This window comes from Rhodopseudomonas palustris (assembly GCF_034479375.1).
GTDB lineage: Bacteria > Pseudomonadota > Alphaproteobacteria > Rhizobiales > Xanthobacteraceae > Rhodopseudomonas > Rhodopseudomonas palustris_M.
The window spans coordinates 990307-1005349 of the sequence record NZ_CP140155.1 but is presented as its reverse complement, the minus strand read 5'-3'; the positions used below and the strand labels follow the sequence as shown (position 1 = coordinate 1005349).

The 15043-nt window shown below is 64.4% G+C and carries 13 protein-coding genes; 3 read left to right on the top strand and 10 right to left on the bottom strand.

Translation table 11 applies throughout. The features are described from left to right. Window positions 1-5: 5 nt before the first annotated feature. From SR870_RS04365 to SR870_RS04350, 4 genes are all read right to left on the bottom strand, one after another. A complete protein-coding gene (locus tag SR870_RS04365; protein WP_322516824.1) occupies window positions 6-1121 on the bottom strand; it encodes an SMP-30/gluconolactonase/LRE family protein in 1116 nt (371 codons plus the stop codon). Next, window positions 1105-3219, bottom strand: a complete 2115-nt coding sequence (locus tag SR870_RS04360; protein WP_322516823.1) for an ABC transporter permease — start codon at window positions 3217-3219, stop codon at window positions 1105-1107. The genes SR870_RS04365 and SR870_RS04360 overlap by 17 nt, the downstream gene beginning before the upstream one ends. A gap of 156 nt (window positions 3220-3375) precedes the next feature. Beyond that, entirely contained in the window at window positions 3376-4305 is a 930-nt protein-coding gene (locus SR870_RS04355) for a sugar ABC transporter substrate-binding protein (RefSeq protein WP_322516822.1), read from the bottom strand. A 135-nt stretch (window positions 4306-4440) separates the two neighbouring features. Beyond that, window positions 4441-5367: an ABC transporter permease gene (locus SR870_RS04350; RefSeq protein ID WP_322516821.1), complete on the bottom strand. Its 927-nt coding sequence runs from the start codon at window positions 5365-5367 to the stop codon at window positions 4441-4443. 312 nt (window positions 5368-5679) lie between these two features. Here SR870_RS04350 and SR870_RS04345 point away from each other — a divergent pair, with 312 nt between their 5' ends. After that, on the top strand, window positions 5680-6309 hold the full coding sequence (locus SR870_RS04345) for a GntR family transcriptional regulator (RefSeq protein ID WP_322516820.1): 630 nt from the start codon (window positions 5680-5682) through the stop codon (window positions 6307-6309). A gap of 451 nt (window positions 6310-6760) precedes the next feature. On the opposite strand, the gene SR870_RS04340 is transcribed toward SR870_RS04345, so the two are convergent. The 6 genes from SR870_RS04340 to SR870_RS04315 all read right to left on the bottom strand — a co-directional run bounded on the left by SR870_RS04340 (window position 6761) and on the right by SR870_RS04315 (window position 12696). Further along, the gene (locus SR870_RS04340) at window positions 6761-7213 is read right to left on the bottom strand and encodes a Zn-ribbon domain-containing OB-fold protein (RefSeq protein WP_322516819.1); all 453 of its coding nucleotides are present in this window, start codon (window positions 7211-7213) and stop codon (window positions 6761-6763) included. Continuing rightward, entirely contained in the window at window positions 7210-8391 is a 1182-nt protein-coding gene (locus tag SR870_RS04335; protein ID WP_322516818.1) for a thiolase C-terminal domain-containing protein, read from the bottom strand. The genes SR870_RS04340 and SR870_RS04335 overlap by 4 nt, the downstream gene beginning before the upstream one ends. Beyond that, entirely contained in the window at window positions 8388-9674 is a 1287-nt protein-coding gene (locus SR870_RS04330; protein WP_322516817.1) for a CoA transferase, read from the bottom strand. The genes SR870_RS04335 and SR870_RS04330 overlap by 4 nt, the downstream gene beginning before the upstream one ends. A gap of 308 nt (window positions 9675-9982) precedes the next feature. After that, complete coding sequence (locus tag SR870_RS04325) at window positions 9983-11089, bottom strand: PDR/VanB family oxidoreductase (RefSeq protein WP_322516816.1); 1107 nt, start codon at window positions 11087-11089, stop codon at window positions 9983-9985. Continuing rightward, complete coding sequence (locus tag SR870_RS04320; RefSeq protein ID WP_322516815.1) at window positions 11031-12350, bottom strand: Rieske 2Fe-2S domain-containing protein; 1320 nt, start codon at window positions 12348-12350, stop codon at window positions 11031-11033. The genes SR870_RS04325 and SR870_RS04320 overlap by 59 nt, the downstream gene beginning before the upstream one ends. A 19-nt stretch (window positions 12351-12369) precedes the next feature. Further along, window positions 12370-12696: a hypothetical protein gene (locus tag SR870_RS04315; RefSeq protein ID WP_322516814.1), complete on the bottom strand. Its 327-nt coding sequence runs from the start codon at window positions 12694-12696 to the stop codon at window positions 12370-12372. Window positions 12697-12877: 181 nt separating this feature from the next. Here SR870_RS04315 and SR870_RS04310 point away from each other — a divergent pair, with 181 nt between their 5' ends. Together SR870_RS04310 and SR870_RS04305 are read left to right on the top strand one after the other, a co-directional pair. Next, the gene (locus SR870_RS04310) at window positions 12878-13384 is read left to right on the top strand and encodes a MarR family winged helix-turn-helix transcriptional regulator (protein WP_322516813.1); all 507 of its coding nucleotides are present in this window, start codon (window positions 12878-12880) and stop codon (window positions 13382-13384) included. A gap of 508 nt (window positions 13385-13892) precedes the next feature. Continuing rightward, a complete protein-coding gene (locus tag SR870_RS04305; RefSeq protein ID WP_322516812.1) occupies window positions 13893-15032 on the top strand; it encodes an acyl-CoA dehydrogenase family protein in 1140 nt (379 codons plus the stop codon). Window positions 15033-15043: the final 11 nt, after the last annotated feature.

Sequence of the window (15043 nt, the reverse complement as noted above, 5' to 3'; positions counted from 1 at the left end):
TCCTCCTACTCGGACACAGGGCCGGTGGGCAATTTGATCAGCTTGCCGTGCCCCTTCGACACGGCGAAGACGTGCCCCGCAGGATCGACCAGCACAGCCGTGATCCCGTGAACCTCTCCCGACGTTCGGCTGTGATAGCTCTCGCGCGCCGCGCCGTCCGGTCCGATGCGAGCGACGAGCCCGTAAGAACGCGGCGGCGCCCACGGCTTCTGAATGCCGAGTTTCTTGATACGGCCGATCTGCATCGCCTCGCGATAGTCGGCGGCGCCTCCGAGCCGCGGGCCGATCCATAGATGCGGCTCGACGGCTTCCAGCATACGCGTGCGAAACGCGTCCTCGCGCAACACGAACTCCATCAATTGCGTGCGCAAGCCGAAGAACGCGAGCCAGTAATCGCCCCGGGAGCCGCGCGAGATCCGGCACGGATAGCCGGCGAAGTTTTTCACCAGGGCGCGCGGAGTTCCGCCGTCGAGAGCCAGGGCGCTCAGCCGATGCTCCCAGGCCTCTGTCACCAGCAGGCTGCGACCGTCATGCGAGATGACGAGGCCTGCGGGCCAGTCGAGACCATCTGCAAGGACACGCGCCTCCGACAGATTTGCGTCGCAGGCGATGATCCGGCCGGACGGCGGTCGCTTTTCGAGAAGGTCCCGATGCCATTCGGAGGCGGGATTGTGACGCGAACCGTCGGCGATATAGATCCGACCATCGTCTCCGATCGCCAACGCCGTCGGACATCTCAACTGCTCACCCGCCACACCCGTCAGCCGCGCGACGATTGCTCCATCAGCATCGAGAGACACGACGCCCTGCCCCGACAAAGCGGCGACCAGCCCGGATGTCGCGGACCATGCCAGAGCGCCGACCTCGGCGTCGAACACCGCGAAAGTCCGGCGTTCGATATAATCAGGACCGCGGCACGCCAGAATTGTCCGACCGCTCGACACATACAAAATGCCGCGCGCATCGAGCGCGAGCGCGTCCGGTGCCTCGATGGGTTCACCGAGAACAGACGCGCGATCGAGGCGCTCGTTCGGCGAGAGGTTTCCGTCCAACACCGGGATCGCGTGCACGTCGCGATTCGGGAAGAAGATCCGGTCGATGATGTCACGCGCCAGAGACATGCTTCGCCTTCGCTGTAGTGATCGGACGCACGTTGCTTGGTGCGACGCCGGAATTGTTTTGGCCATTCGACGACCAGTAGGACTTCCACCCGGTCCAGTTCACGTCGCCGTTCGGCAGCTTGACGCGCCCGATCCGGTTGTTCTCGAGCCCGCCGATGTAGAGATAGCCCTTGTGTTCGCGCATCGAGGTGATTGTCGGATGAGAACGCCCGCCCGGATCCCACCAGGATTCCAGGACGCGACCGGTGTCGTCGAACTTGATCACGCAGCCGTTGTTGATGCCGGGACACATCCACTCGTCCGGCGGAATCTGCTTCACCATCCGCGTGCGGAACGCGGGGTCCGCCATCGCGAGGTCGTATACCGGTGATCGAAGCCCCACGAAGGCGAGCCAATAGGTCCCGTCTGAGGCGCGGTTCACATTGTCCGGATACCCCGGGAGATTGTCGACCAGCAGCTCGAGCTGGCCGGCCTTCTCGCCGGCAATCCAGTATCTGTAGATCCGGCAAAGCCAAGTCGAGACCCACAACACCGATCGCCCGTCGTGAGACACGCATACGCCGTTCGGGAAGGCCAGATTGGACAGGACGGTGCTGGTCTTACCCGTCGCCGGATCGTGGCAGACGATGCGGCCATTGCCCCGCCCCTCGAAGCCGTCCAGTGCCCAATCCGAAAGATCGTAGCGCGTGGTCGCATCGCTGAAATAGATCTTGCCGTCAGGCGCGACGTCGAGATCGTCGGCAAGCCACAGCCGCGAGTCGTCCTTGAAGCGATACCAAGTCCGGTTGGTCTCGTCGGTGACCTTGAAGACGGTGCGGTCGGGCTTCACGCCGTAGACGCCCATGCCGGCCACGCAGACGAGAATGTTCTTGTCGCGGTCGAGCGCCATGCCGAGCGGACGTCCGCCGATGCGGGCGAACTCCTCGCGCACCTCGTAGTCCGGGGCGAGAAACCGAATGATCGAGCCGTTGCGATTCACCGTGTAGAGATGATCGTGCTCGTCGAGGATGATGTCTTCGGGCCCCTCGATCTTGTCAAGCGCGATCGCCTCGGCATTCTTCAGCCGATCGTTCTCGGCGAAGACCGTGCCGCTGTCACGCGCGATCGAGGCCGGGGGTTCGAATTCCACCAGCGACGGCGTGACGTAGATCTTCTGCAGCAGCTTGCCCTTGTTCTTCACGAACTTGACGTTGAAGGCCACGGCCGCGAGCAGGATCGCGCCGATGATCGCGGTGGTCAGGCTGCCGTGCGTGCCGAGCTGCACCAGGCCGTTGATCAGCAGGAAGATGATGGCGGCGCCCATCAGCGCCCGGCTGATGGTGCCGCGTCCGCCGGACAGGCTGATGCCGCCGAGCACCGCAGCGGCGAGCGCGTTGACTTCCCAGCCGACGCCGGTGTCGGTGCCGGCGCTGTTCTGCCGGGCGGCGTAGAGAATGCCCGCCAGCGACGCCATCATGCCGGACAGCACATAGGCCATGAACAGCGACCACTTCACATCGATGCCGGCGTGGCGTGCCGCTTTGCGGCTGGAGCCCACCGCCATGATGTGAACGCCGGAACGAATTCGCGTCAGATAGAAGTGCGCGACGATGCCGACGACGAGCAGGCAGACCATGTTGATCGGGATCCCGAACAGGAAGCCTCCGCCGAGATAATCCCACGCCGCGTTGTCCGAGGACGCGCCGGCCAGTTCGACGGCGTATTGCCCCGTGATCTTGTTGTAGGCCGCGCGCAGGATGATCAGCACCACCATCGTGGTGAGGAACGGCCGCGTCTTCGCATAGGCGATCAGTCCACCGTTGATCGCGCCGATCAACGCCCCCCACCCCATCACGGCGACGATCGTGAGCGGCAGCGGCCACTCCAGGACCATCAGGAAATACAGCGTCAGGAAATCCGCCATCGCGAAGACGGCGCCGACCGAGAGATCGAGCCCGCCGGAGAGAATGGAAACGGCCATCGCCATCGCCACGAAGCCCTGCTCCGGAAAACTGCGCATCAATTGCTGAAGCTGAGGGATCGACGTGTAGCCGGGGATCATCACGATGAACGCGACGAACACCACCAGCAGCAGCGTGAACGGAACGATCGGTTCCATCCAGCGCTTTTCCAGGAGCTCACCGAGCAGCAGCTGGGGCGAAAGGCGATACCACAGACGTCGAAGGGACTTCATGAGCGACGGACTTTCGGACAGCGGATGCCGCTCCACAGCGGAACGGCATCCGTGATGTCGGGACAAAGCTGAGAGAACCGGCTATTCCTTCGGGACGACGAAGCAATACTGACGGTCGTCCTTGCTGGAGACCCAATAATTCGTCGTGTAGTAGGCGAGCTGGGTCGTTCCGGCGGGTCGGTTGTCCTGCAGCAGGGTCAGGACCGCGTTGGCGATCGCTTCGCCTTGCGTGTCGGCGCGGTAGGACAGGTTCTTGGTGAACAGGCCCTGATCGACCATGTCGCAATCCGCCGGCTGGCCATCGCTTGCGACGAAGATCTTCACCTCGCCCTTCTTGCCGGCGTTCTTCACGACCTGCGCCGCACCCACCGTCTGAGGACCCCAGACGCTGAAGATCCCGCACAGGTCCGGGTTCTGCTGCAGCACATTGGTGGTGATGTCGGATGCCTTGTTGGCGTCCCAATTGGTCGGCTGCGAGGAGACGATCTTGATCGACGGATCGGTCTTGAACACTTCCATCGCCGCCTTGACCATGTCGAGCGAATAGGCCGCCGTCGCTTCGCCTTGCAGGATCGATATCTTGCCCGATCCCTTGCCGCCGCCGCAGGCCTTGATCACTTCGCCGGCCAGCATACGGCCGAGCTTCGGCACGTCGGCGCCGACATAAGCGTCGGTGAGTTGGTTCGACGCCATGTTGACCTGGATCACCTTGATGCCGGCGTCCATCGCCCGCTTCAGCTCGCGCGCCAGCAGAGTCGTCGTCGGATTCTGCACGATCAGCACATCCGGCTTTTCGTTGATGAGCGACGACACCGCCTGCAGCTGCACGTCCGACTTCATGTTCGGATCGCGCGTCACCATCTTGATCCCGTAGTCGTCGAAGTGGGCTTTCATCACGCGGGTCCACTCGCCCTCGAGAACGCCCATCCATACCGGCACCCAGGCGACGGTCTTGCCCTTCACGGCTTTCTCGAATTTCTGAAGCAGTTCGGCGCGCGGATCGGCGGCCATCGCCTGGCTTCCACCGACCATCAACGCGGTCGTAGCCAGCGCAAGAAGGATGCGGCGACGACGCCCGTGCTCTCTGCCTTTGTGGATCATGGTCTTCCTCCCGGTGTTTGAAGTCTTTTTGTTGGATCGGGCGTATCAGTCGCCCTGTTTGGCGGTTTCTTCGTCGCGCGGATGAATGTAGCTGTCGAGAATGATCGCGAGCAGCAGCACCCCGCCCTTGATGATGTCCTGGGTCTGGATATCGAGATTCATGATCGTCATGGCGTTCAGCAGAACGCCGATCAGAAGCGTACCGGCGATCACGCTGAGGACGTTGCCACGGCCGCCGACGAGGCTGACGCCGCCCAGCACCACAACCAGAATGACGTCGAAGATCATCGTGGATTCGACGACCTGGAGATGCATCAGGGACGTCGATCCCACCATGATGATGCCGCCGATGTAGCCAATGGTCGCCGACAGCGCATATTCGATCATGGTGAGCGGACGCGTCGCGATGCCGGACATCCGCGCGGCCTGCGCATTGTCGCCATGGGCGTAGATGAACCGTCCGATCACCGTGCGCGACAGGAACAGGTGCAGCAACAGCGCGCAGATTGCGAAGGCGATCAGCGGGACCGGCACGCCTCCCAGCACCGTACCGCCCAGCAGGAGCAGAAATTCGTGCCCCGGCTGCAGGAACACCTGGTAGTGCGGGACCACCAGCGCGCGGGTGAGCCCGAGCACCAGCAGACCGGATGCGAGCGTCGTGAACAGCGGCGGAATTTCGATCACGGAGACGAAATAGCCGTTCATGACGCCGATCATGATGGCGAGTACGAGACCGAAGACGATAGCTGCGGCCGGCGGCCATCCGCTGTTGATCAGGGTGACCGCGATCGCGCTCGAACAGGCCAGCGTTGCGATTTGTGACAGATCGATACCACGGCCAATCACGACGACGGCCATGCCGAGTGCCAGGATGCCGAGGATCGAGATGTTGCGGGCCAGGGTGAACAGATTGCCCAGCGTGACGAACCCCGGAAGCACGGCGCTCAGCACGACGAAGAGCGCGAGAGTCACGCCGAGAACGATCAACGACTGACTTGGCTTGAAAGGCGCACGACGACGTCCGCCGGCCAACGCTTCGCTGGACACGGTCCCCTCCTGGTCCTTCGGCCGAGCGCACGAACGATCAATCGCGCGACCAGCGTTTCCTCACGGGGCAGTTCGCCCTCTATGCCTGCAGCTTGCGCGCAGCCACTCTTGTTAGTTGCATATTATTTGTTATAACAAAAACATCACAAGGTTCCGAGCATGTCAATAACCATTCGCACGCCGTCGGACGATGACCTTCAGTCCCACCCCTTCGGGCGACCGATCTCGAAGGAGAGCGTGAGCCAGCAGGCCTATGCGGCGATCCGGGATTCCTTGATGCGGAGTCGTCTGAAGCCGGGGCAGAAGCTCGTCGCACGGCAAGTCGCGGATGAACTCGGCATCAGCGTGACGCCGGTTCGCGAGTCGCTGCTACGTCTCGCATCCGAACACGCGCTGACGATCGACGAGCGCGGGACGGTGATCGTGCCGCGGCTGACGCGCGCGCGCTGCATCGAAATCCGAGACCTTCGCCGCCTGATCGAGGGCGAAGGCGCCGCACGCGCCACGCAGCACGCCACGGAATCCGATGTGGCCGGTCTCGAAGCAATCCACGCCCGCTACACAGAAACCGAATCCGAAGGCGACTTTGCCAAGGCCCTCGTCGAGAACGAGAACTTCCACTTCGCCGTTTGCCGCTTGGCGCAAGCGCCTGCCCTGTTCCGGCTCGTCGAGAACCTCTGGATGCAGTTCGGACCGATTCTATCGGCCTTGTACGATAGCGCAAGCAGACCGTTCCACGACAGCAAGCACGCCCATCTCGCCGTCATCGAAGCGCTCAGGAGCCGCGACGCGGAGGCCGCCCGCCATGCGATGAGCGAGGATATTCTGATCGGCGGCGCCGCCTTGCTGGAAAAATTTTCGGACTGATCGCGATATCGGCTCGAGATTTGGCGGCGATGCCGATCATTTCAATTCTCAAGCGCAGCGACATTCGACTGATCGTCCACCACATCGTCACGTCGATCACGCCGGCGGTCGTTTCAACTTTGCCATGACGACGCAGGTGCGGCCCGGTGCCAATGACCTCGGGCACGGAACTGTCGATCGCGCGTCCCAGCCGCAACCCACCCCCTTGGCGAGTGAGATGTAACTGGTCGCGACCGACCGACGCCGGAATGCCGGCATCGATCAGTGCCCGGCCGGGACAGTTGCGATGAACTGACTGACCCAAATGTTGCTCAGCCTTCCCGCGCAATCCGCTCGAAAGTCCTCACTCACCAATTCCGAGAACAACCCGGCGACATCCGGCAGAGACTTGGAACGCCGTCGATGTTCACAAACCCTCACGGACGTAGATGGCTGACCTAAGGGTCCGAGATCAGGAAATTCTTTTCCAATGAAGAAGGGTGAAGGGAATTGTCCCGTCGGCATGATGCTCGAACTGCCCCACAACCTCTTCTCCGAAAGCGAACTCCTGCATCGGATCGCCAAGCAGATTTCCGATCATCCGTACGGCACCCGCTTGCGGCAATTCGACCAGCACGGCCAAATAAGGTCCATAGCCCGTCAGCGCTGTGTGCGATGGGTGCCAGACCCGCTCCCAACTGAAAATGCGACCACGCGGCTCGACTTCGACCCAGTCCGGGTCGAGAGCATGACAATGATGGCAGATCCATTCGGCACCGAACTGCCATGTCCGGCACTCCGCACAGCGCTGAACCAGTAAGCGGTTTTCGCGCAATCCGCCCCAATACGGCGCGGACAGCCCATCGGGCTCCGGGAGCGGGGTCGGCAAGCCGCTCGGCAGGTAGAACGGTGCGCGCTGGCTCACAGCGTCGCCTCAGATCCGAGCAGAAGACTGCTGGCAGGCGTCACCATCGGGCCGCCGATCACCAGGGCGACGTCGTTGCGCGGCGCCTGATTGACCGAGACCCCGCGCACCTGACGCACCGCTTCCAGCACCAGTTCGAAGCCGTGCATGTAGCACTCCGCGAGATTGCCGCCGCTGGTGTTGAGCGGAAGCCGGCCGGACGGCGCGATCAGGTTGTCGCGGGTCAGGAATTCGTTGGCCTGTTCGGGTGCGAAGAAGCCGTGCTCGGCGAGCGCCATCACGACGCCGCCGGTGAAATTCTCGTACGCCTGCACGACCCCGACGTCGGACGGTCCGACTTTCGCCATCCGATACAGCTCCGGCGCGACCGTGGCGAAGCCGGCGCTGGCGTAGTCCGGTGCATTGTGCGGGATCGCACCGGCGCGATGGCCCGATCCCGTCGCGGCGCCGAGCAGATAGACGGGCGCATGGCGCAGCTCGTGCGCGCGATCCGCGGCGACGAGCACCAGCGCCGCGGCGCCGTCATTCTCCATGCAGCAGTCATACAGGTGGAACGGTTCGACGATCCAGCGCGAGGCGTCGTATTTTGCGGCGTCGAGCGGCTTGCCGAACATCACCGCCCGCGGATTGGCCTGCGCATGATGATAGGACGCCAACGCGATCGCCCGCAGCGCATCCTGCGTAATGCCGTGGTCGTGCATGTAGCGGCGCATGCGCATCGCGAAGCGCTGCGGCGGGGCGAGCACGCCGTACGGCATCAGATAGGCCTTCTCGCCCGAGATCGTGGCGATGCCGTCGGCCTGTCCGAACCGGCCGTACTGGCCCTGCGCGAGCGCGCGAAACACCACGACGCAATCGGCGAGCCCGGCCGCGATCGCCGCCGCGGCATTGGCGACCGCCGCGCAACAACCGCCCCCGCCGCCGCCCCATTGCATCGTCGCGCTGCGGAGCCGATGCGTGCCGAGCGCCGCGGCGAGCCGCGACGCTTCATTGCGATCGTCGCTGTACGACGAGAACCCGTCGATCTCGCGCGGGTCGATGCCTGCGTCTGCACACGCGGCGAGGATCGCCTTCAGCGCCAACTTGAACTCGGCATCCGGCGAGCCGCCGTGCCGGAAATACTCGGTTTCCCCGATGCCGACGATCGCGATCCGACCGCGCAGCGTCCGCGCCGTCACACCTTGGCGTCCTTCGCCGATCCGGCGGCGGCGCCGAACGCACCGGTCGCGGCGAGGCCGGCCAATCGCGCGTCGTCGTAACCGAGCAGCTCGCGCAGCACGTCGCCGGTATGCTGTCCGACCGCCGGCGCGGCGACCGGATCGGCGAGCGGCGTGCCCGAATAGCGGATCGGAGAATTGACATTCGGCACCCAGCCGACGGCGTCGTGCCTGATCCGCGTGACGATGCCGCGCTCCCGCGCCTCCGGCGAGCGGATCGCCTCCCCGACGCTGCGGAGCCGGCCGTGCGGCACACCGGCGGCACGCATCCGCGCCTGCCAATGCGACCACGGCTGCCGCGCGAACGCATCGCCAAGCAGCGCGAACAGTTCCGCGCGGCGACCGACCCGGGCGGGACCCGTGGCATAGATCGCGGCGCCGGCCAGATCCGGGCGATCGAGAACCTGGGTCATCAGGCGCTGAAAGATCTTGTCGTTGCCACAGTTGATGTAGAACGCGCAATCGCTCGCCTGGAACACGCCGGACGGGCAGGTATCCGGGCTGGTGTTGCCATTGCGCTGCGGATCGGCGCCGCTGAACAATTGCTGCATGCTGGCATAACCGGTCATCAGGACCGCCGTTTCGAACAGCGACACCTCGACCATCTGTCCCTGCCCGGTCCGCTCCCGCGCCATCAACGCCCCGAGGATGGCGTTGCTCGCCATCATCGCGGTGGAGATGTCCATCACCGGCGACAGTGCCCGGACGCCCTCGCGGTCGGCGTAGCCATTCATCGAGACGAAGCCGCTCTCGACCTGCGCGATCGGATCGAAGCCGAGCCGGTCGGCGAAGGCGCCGCTGCGTCCATAGGCCGACACCGAACAATAGATGATCTCCGGTCGCAGCGCGCGACAGGCTTCGTAGTCGAGGCCGAAGCGTTGCATCACGCCGGAGGAGAAATTCTCGACCACCACATCGGCGGTCGCGATCAACTCGCGCGCGACCGCGACGCCGTCCGGCAATTTGAGATCGAGCGCGACGCTACGCTTGTTGCGGTTGGTCCACAGGAACGGCGCGCCATGGGCGAGATCGGCGTTGATCGGCGGGTAGCGCCGCAGATCGTCACCGCGGCCGGGCGGCTCGATCTTGATCACGTCGGCACCCATGTCGGCCAGGATCGTAGTCGCGAACGGCCCCGCGATGAAATGCGAGAAGTCGATTACGCGGATGCCCTGAAGCGCCGTCGGCAAGGCGCGCGGACGCGGCGGATGCTCGGGAAATTCGGCTTCGATCTGATTCAACATCGGCCTCACCTGTCTGATTGGGACGGCGACGTGCGTCCTGGTCCGTCGTGCCGGTCGTTCGAGGATCGCGCTCGCGAGCGACCTGTTACACCTTCGAGAAGCCCGCGGCGGCCGTCGTCGCGGCCGTCACCGAGCCCTCGCCGGCGTTGTCCGAATACGGCCCCGACGCGTCGTTGAGCACGCCGATCTTCATCGCGCGCGCGGCCGCCCAAGTCGGCGTCGATGCCAGCGCGGCGGAGACAGAGAGAGCGAGGACTGACGATGTTGCTTTCACGTTGTTTCCACCCGGATTGTTTTTGTCGTTGCGGTCAGAGGTCGAGCACGAGCGTGTCGGATTTCGCGCCCGAGCAGCAGATCATGATGGTGCGGTTGGAGGCCCGTTCGTCCTCGCTCAGGAACTGGTCGCGGTGATCGGGCGCGCCGTCCAACACCCGCGTTTCGCAGGTGCCGCACAGCCCTTCGGAGCAGGCGTAATTGGCGGCGATTCCGGCGCCGAGCAGCGCGTCGAGGATCGTCTGTCCCGGCTGTACGGCAATTGTCTGGTTGCTGCGCGCCAGCCTGACGGTGAAGCCGCCAACGAGCGCGGGGGCCTCCTTCGGCTTGAAGTATTCGACGTGGACGTGGCCCGCCGGGCGGTCCGCTGTTGCGGCCTCGAAAGCGGCGAGCATCGGCAGCGGCCCGCAGCAGTACAGATGCGCATCGGCCGGCGCGGCGCGCACGATCGCGACCAGATCGAACGGCCGGCCGCCCCGCTCGTCGTCGAAATCGACGTGCAGGTTGAGGTGCCCGTCGGCGCGCAGCGCGTGCAACTCGTCGAGGAACGCGGCCGCGCCGCGCCTGCGCGCCGCGTAGAACAGCTCCCAGCCGCGTCCCAGGACCTCGAGCCGGCGGATCATCGACAGCAGCGGCGTCACGCCGATTCCGCCGGCAATCAGCACGCTGTGGCGCGCGTCTTCCCGCAGCGGAAAGTGATTGCGGGGCTGCGAGACGTTGATCAGGTCGCCGGCCTTCAACGTGTCGTGCACATAGCGCGAGCCGCCGCGGCTGTCCGCGTCCCGGTTCACCGCGACGACGTAGCGATGCCGCTCGGCCGGGTCGTTCACCAGCGAGTAGCTGCGGATCACACCGTTCGGCAAATGCAGGTCGATGTGGCTGCCGGCGGTGAACGGCGGAAGCTCCACGCCGGCTTGCCCGGTCAGTTCGTAGGAGTTGATGGTCTCGGCCTCGTAACAGATCCGCTTGACGCGCAGCGCGAGCAGGCCGTCGCCCGCCGCGCCGACGGCGGCCGATAAGGCGGACTCCCCCGGGGACGGGTTCATCTGACCGGATGCGAGAGCCAGCATGGCCGGGCCTCCCTCACAGTTCGTAGCCGAAATCGGCGCCCAGTTCCGCCCGCATGAAGGGAGCACCGACATCGACCCAAGAATCTTCGGGCGGCAGCCGCATCGACACCGCCCGCACCATGAACACGTCAGGATCGGTGACGCCCTTCGGTTTGGTGCCGTGATCGCGATAAGCACCGAGCGCTTCGAGGATGAAACGCCGGGTCATCGCGATGCCGGTGTCGCTGGAGCAGAGATTTTCCTTGGTGCGATCAAAAATCGGCGACACGCCGCTCTGGCACGCCCCGTCCTGCACCCAGAGCCCGGGAAGCCCGGAGAACCAAGTCGTCTGCTGCGCCTGGTAGTCGAACTGAAAGCCGTTCTGCGGGGTGTATTTGGTCCAGTAGCCCGCATAGGGGACGGTCGGCGGTTGCTGAACCAGCGCGTGGCGGCTGGCGTGGCCGCTCTCGCGGCCGTTGTGGCCTTCGGCGAAGATCTCGCGAGTCTTCGCCCGCAGCGGCTCTGAGGGATGATACGAGAACATGATGCACAGCGTGTTCTCGTCGTCGATCGGCACCCAAGCATGCCCGCTGAGATCGGGGAACGGCGACAGCGGCGGAACCAAGGTGTAGAATGGCAGCATGAACTGGTTGACGCGCCAATACAGCGTGTTGGCGTCGTAGTTGCGCCGCGCCGCGATGCTCATGCCGAAATCCTGCTTGACGCATTCGAAGGTTGGGCGCAGGTCGCGCTTCTGGATCCAGGCGCTGGTGGTGCCTTGTGAGTCGAGCCGGCCATGCAGCAGCGGCGCGTGCGCGGAATCGATTTCGCCCTCGACCGCCTGCAGCCAGTTGCATTCCTGGACTCGGATCGAGATATGCACCTGTTCCTTCGGAACCAGATTCCATTCGACGTTCGGCAGTTGCGGCGGCTCGCTCTGATCCGGCCCCATATAGGTCCAGATCATCCCGTTGCGTTCGCGACACGCATAGGCCTTGATCCGCACCCGATCCTTCAGGCGACTACGTACCGGCTCCGCCGGCATGTCGACCACCGCACCGCTGACGTCGAACTTCCAGCCATGGTAGACGCAGCGCAGGCCGCAATCTTCGTTGCGGGCGAACACCATCGGCGCGCCGCGGTGCGGACAGGCCTGATCCACCAGGCCGACGCGGCCCTCGGAGTCGCGAAACGCAACCAGATCCTCGCCGAGCAGGCGAACGCGCTTCGGCTGGCCGTCGCTGGTCAGATCGTCCGACGGCAGGAACGGGATCCAGTACAGCCGAAACAGATCGCCGAGCGGCGTGCCCTTGGCCACCCGCACCAACCGTTCGTTGTCTTCATGCGACAGCATGATCGTCCTCCATGGATATTCAGCCGCGCGCCACAGGCGCGCGTGGATTGTCAGCGAGTGCGGCGACGCGATCGGCGAGGCCGAGATCGCGTGCAGTCCACAGCGGGTCGGCCCCGGCCAGCGGCGGCCGCGGGACCGGCGGCTCGTGGCCGTCTTCGAGCAGGTCGAGGATGGTCTCGATCCGGCGCCGCTCCAGATCACGCAGCGCGTGTTCAACCACCGCGCCTTCGGCGACGCACCCGGGCAGCTCTGGATAGGTCAAGCGCACGAGCCACTGGCCCGGCGCGGCTTCGACAGCTTCGGCCTCGAGCAGATAGGGAACGGACAGGAATTCGCGCAGTTGCAAGCCGTCCTCCCTTGCCGGTCCTGTTCGTTGCAAACCAGCTTATATTACGTATGCGTATTACTAACACGGATGATATGCAAGAGCTGCGAGCGCGAGCCGACCGGCCTCCTGGGATTGTGATCGCTTGCCGCACCTGCTAACTGCTTGGGATCGACAGGATCGCAATCGGATCAACCACATAATGGCGGCTGAGAAGAAGACAACAAAGGCGCCGCAGGCCGCGGCGCTTGCGCGCGACTGGCAACTCGAAGGCGGAATCGGCTTTCTGATCCGGTTGCTCGATGCCCGTTACGACGTGCTGTATCAGGCGGTGACGCGGCAAAGCGAAATCACGCCGCGCCAGTTCGGCGTACTGATGGCGCTATACCAGCAAAGCCCCCTCACCCCATCGGTTCTGGCCGAACGCATCTGTTGCGACCGCAACACCCTGAGCGAGATGCTGAAGCGCATGACTGCGCGAAAACTGGTTGCCAAGGCGGTCAATGCCGAAGATCGGCGCTCCATCCAGGTCGAGATCACACCCACGGGCACAGAGGCCTTGCTCGGTGTGGTTCCGGCAGCGGCGGAGTTGCAGGAGCTCATGCTTGGGCCGCTCAGCAAGGACGACCGCGCCCATTTCCTCAAGTGCATGCTGACAATCGCCAAGGCTGGCTCGGCGGCAGGCCCTGCCGACCCTAGGAACCGATAGCGGGGGCCGACGTCGGCCAGAGCGGCGCATGTCGGTCCGCCGCAGAACGCCCCGGACGGTCTGCTGCGCAGATCGTTCGCCTCGGCGTGTTCCGAGCCCGGCCATGCGCCAGACAGGAAGCGGTACGCTCGCGGCGCTGCTCGACTAGTCCCCCAGGCGCATCGACGTCCGCAGCCTCATAAGGCCATTGAGAGAGGCGTCGCCGCCGCGCGAGAAGGGGCCAATCTGTACCAACGGCCGCGGTCGGCCCGAGACTCAATGAAGGCGGCCTGCGTCGGCAACGGTCCGCTTCCGGCTGCTTCGATCACCTAGACTAGCGTCTGGTGGCCGCGTCGGCTCGTCCCGTTGAGCATCGCACTGCAGCAGCGAAGCTGCAGGCGCGCACTTGCGACAGACGACTTCCCACCCGCATCGGCCTCCCAACAATGGCGCCTTGTCATCCCCTCGCCAAGCGGGTAGATTGGTCCAACCATTGATTTCACATATCAGCAAGGAGACCCGCCTTCCAATGAACTTCACTGAGGAGCAAGTCGCGTTTCGCGACAGCATTCGAAAGGTCGTCGCCAAGCACGTGGCTCCAATCGCGGCCGAGATCGACGAGACCGACCGCTTCCCCGAGGAACTCGTCAAGCTGTTCGGTGACATGGGGCTGATGCAGCTCTGGGTCCCGGAGCAATATGGCGGCCCGAACGGCAATCTCACGATGATGTGCATCGCACGCGAGGAGATCTCGAAGGTCTCACCGGCGTGCGCGTCGATCGCCGGCCTGAACACCATGTTCATCATGCCGCTGCTGCATTTCGGGTCAGAGGAGCAGCGCAAGCGGTTCCTTCCTATCGTCGCCGAAGGCGGGGTCGTCACCGCGATTGCGATCTCCGAGCCGCAGGCTGGCTCCGACGTCTCCGCGCTCTCGACCCGCGCGCGCAAGGACGGCGACAGCTACATCATCAACGGCCGAAAGCAGTGGTGCAGCTACGGCGTTGCGGCCGACTACATCGTTCTCATGGCGCGCACCAGCGACAGCCCCGGCTCGGACGGGATCAGCGCGTTCATCCTCGAGCCGAAGACGATGCCTGGCATCAGCTTCGGACGCCACGAACGCAAGATGGGATTCCGCGGCGCGCCGAACACGCCGATCTTCCTCGACAACGTCCGTGTGCCCGTCGAGAACCTCGTCGGTGAGGAAGGCAAAGGCTTCAAGGCCTCGATGCGAGCGCTCGACCTCAATCGCCCGACGATCGGCGCGCAATGCGTCGGGCTCGCCCAGGGAGCGTTCGAGGCCAGCCTCGCCTACGCCAAGGAACGCAAGCAATTCAAGAAGAGCATTTCCGAATTCCAGGGCGTCCAGTTCATGCTGGCCGACATGGCCATGCAGATCGAGGCCGCGCGAGCGCTGGTCTACGAATGCGCGCGTGCCGGCGACGCCGGCGACTGGAAGCGTCTGAACCTGCTTGCCAGCATGGCGAAGTGCTTCAGCAGCGACATGGCGATGAAGGTCACAACCGACGCCGTGCAGGTGTTCGGCGGCTATGGCTATACCATGGACTATCCGGTCGAACGAATGATGCGCGACGCCAAGCTGACGCAGATCTTCGAAGGCACCAACCAGATCCAGCGACTTGTGATCGCGCGTGAGCTACTTCGATAAGCAAAAGCCAA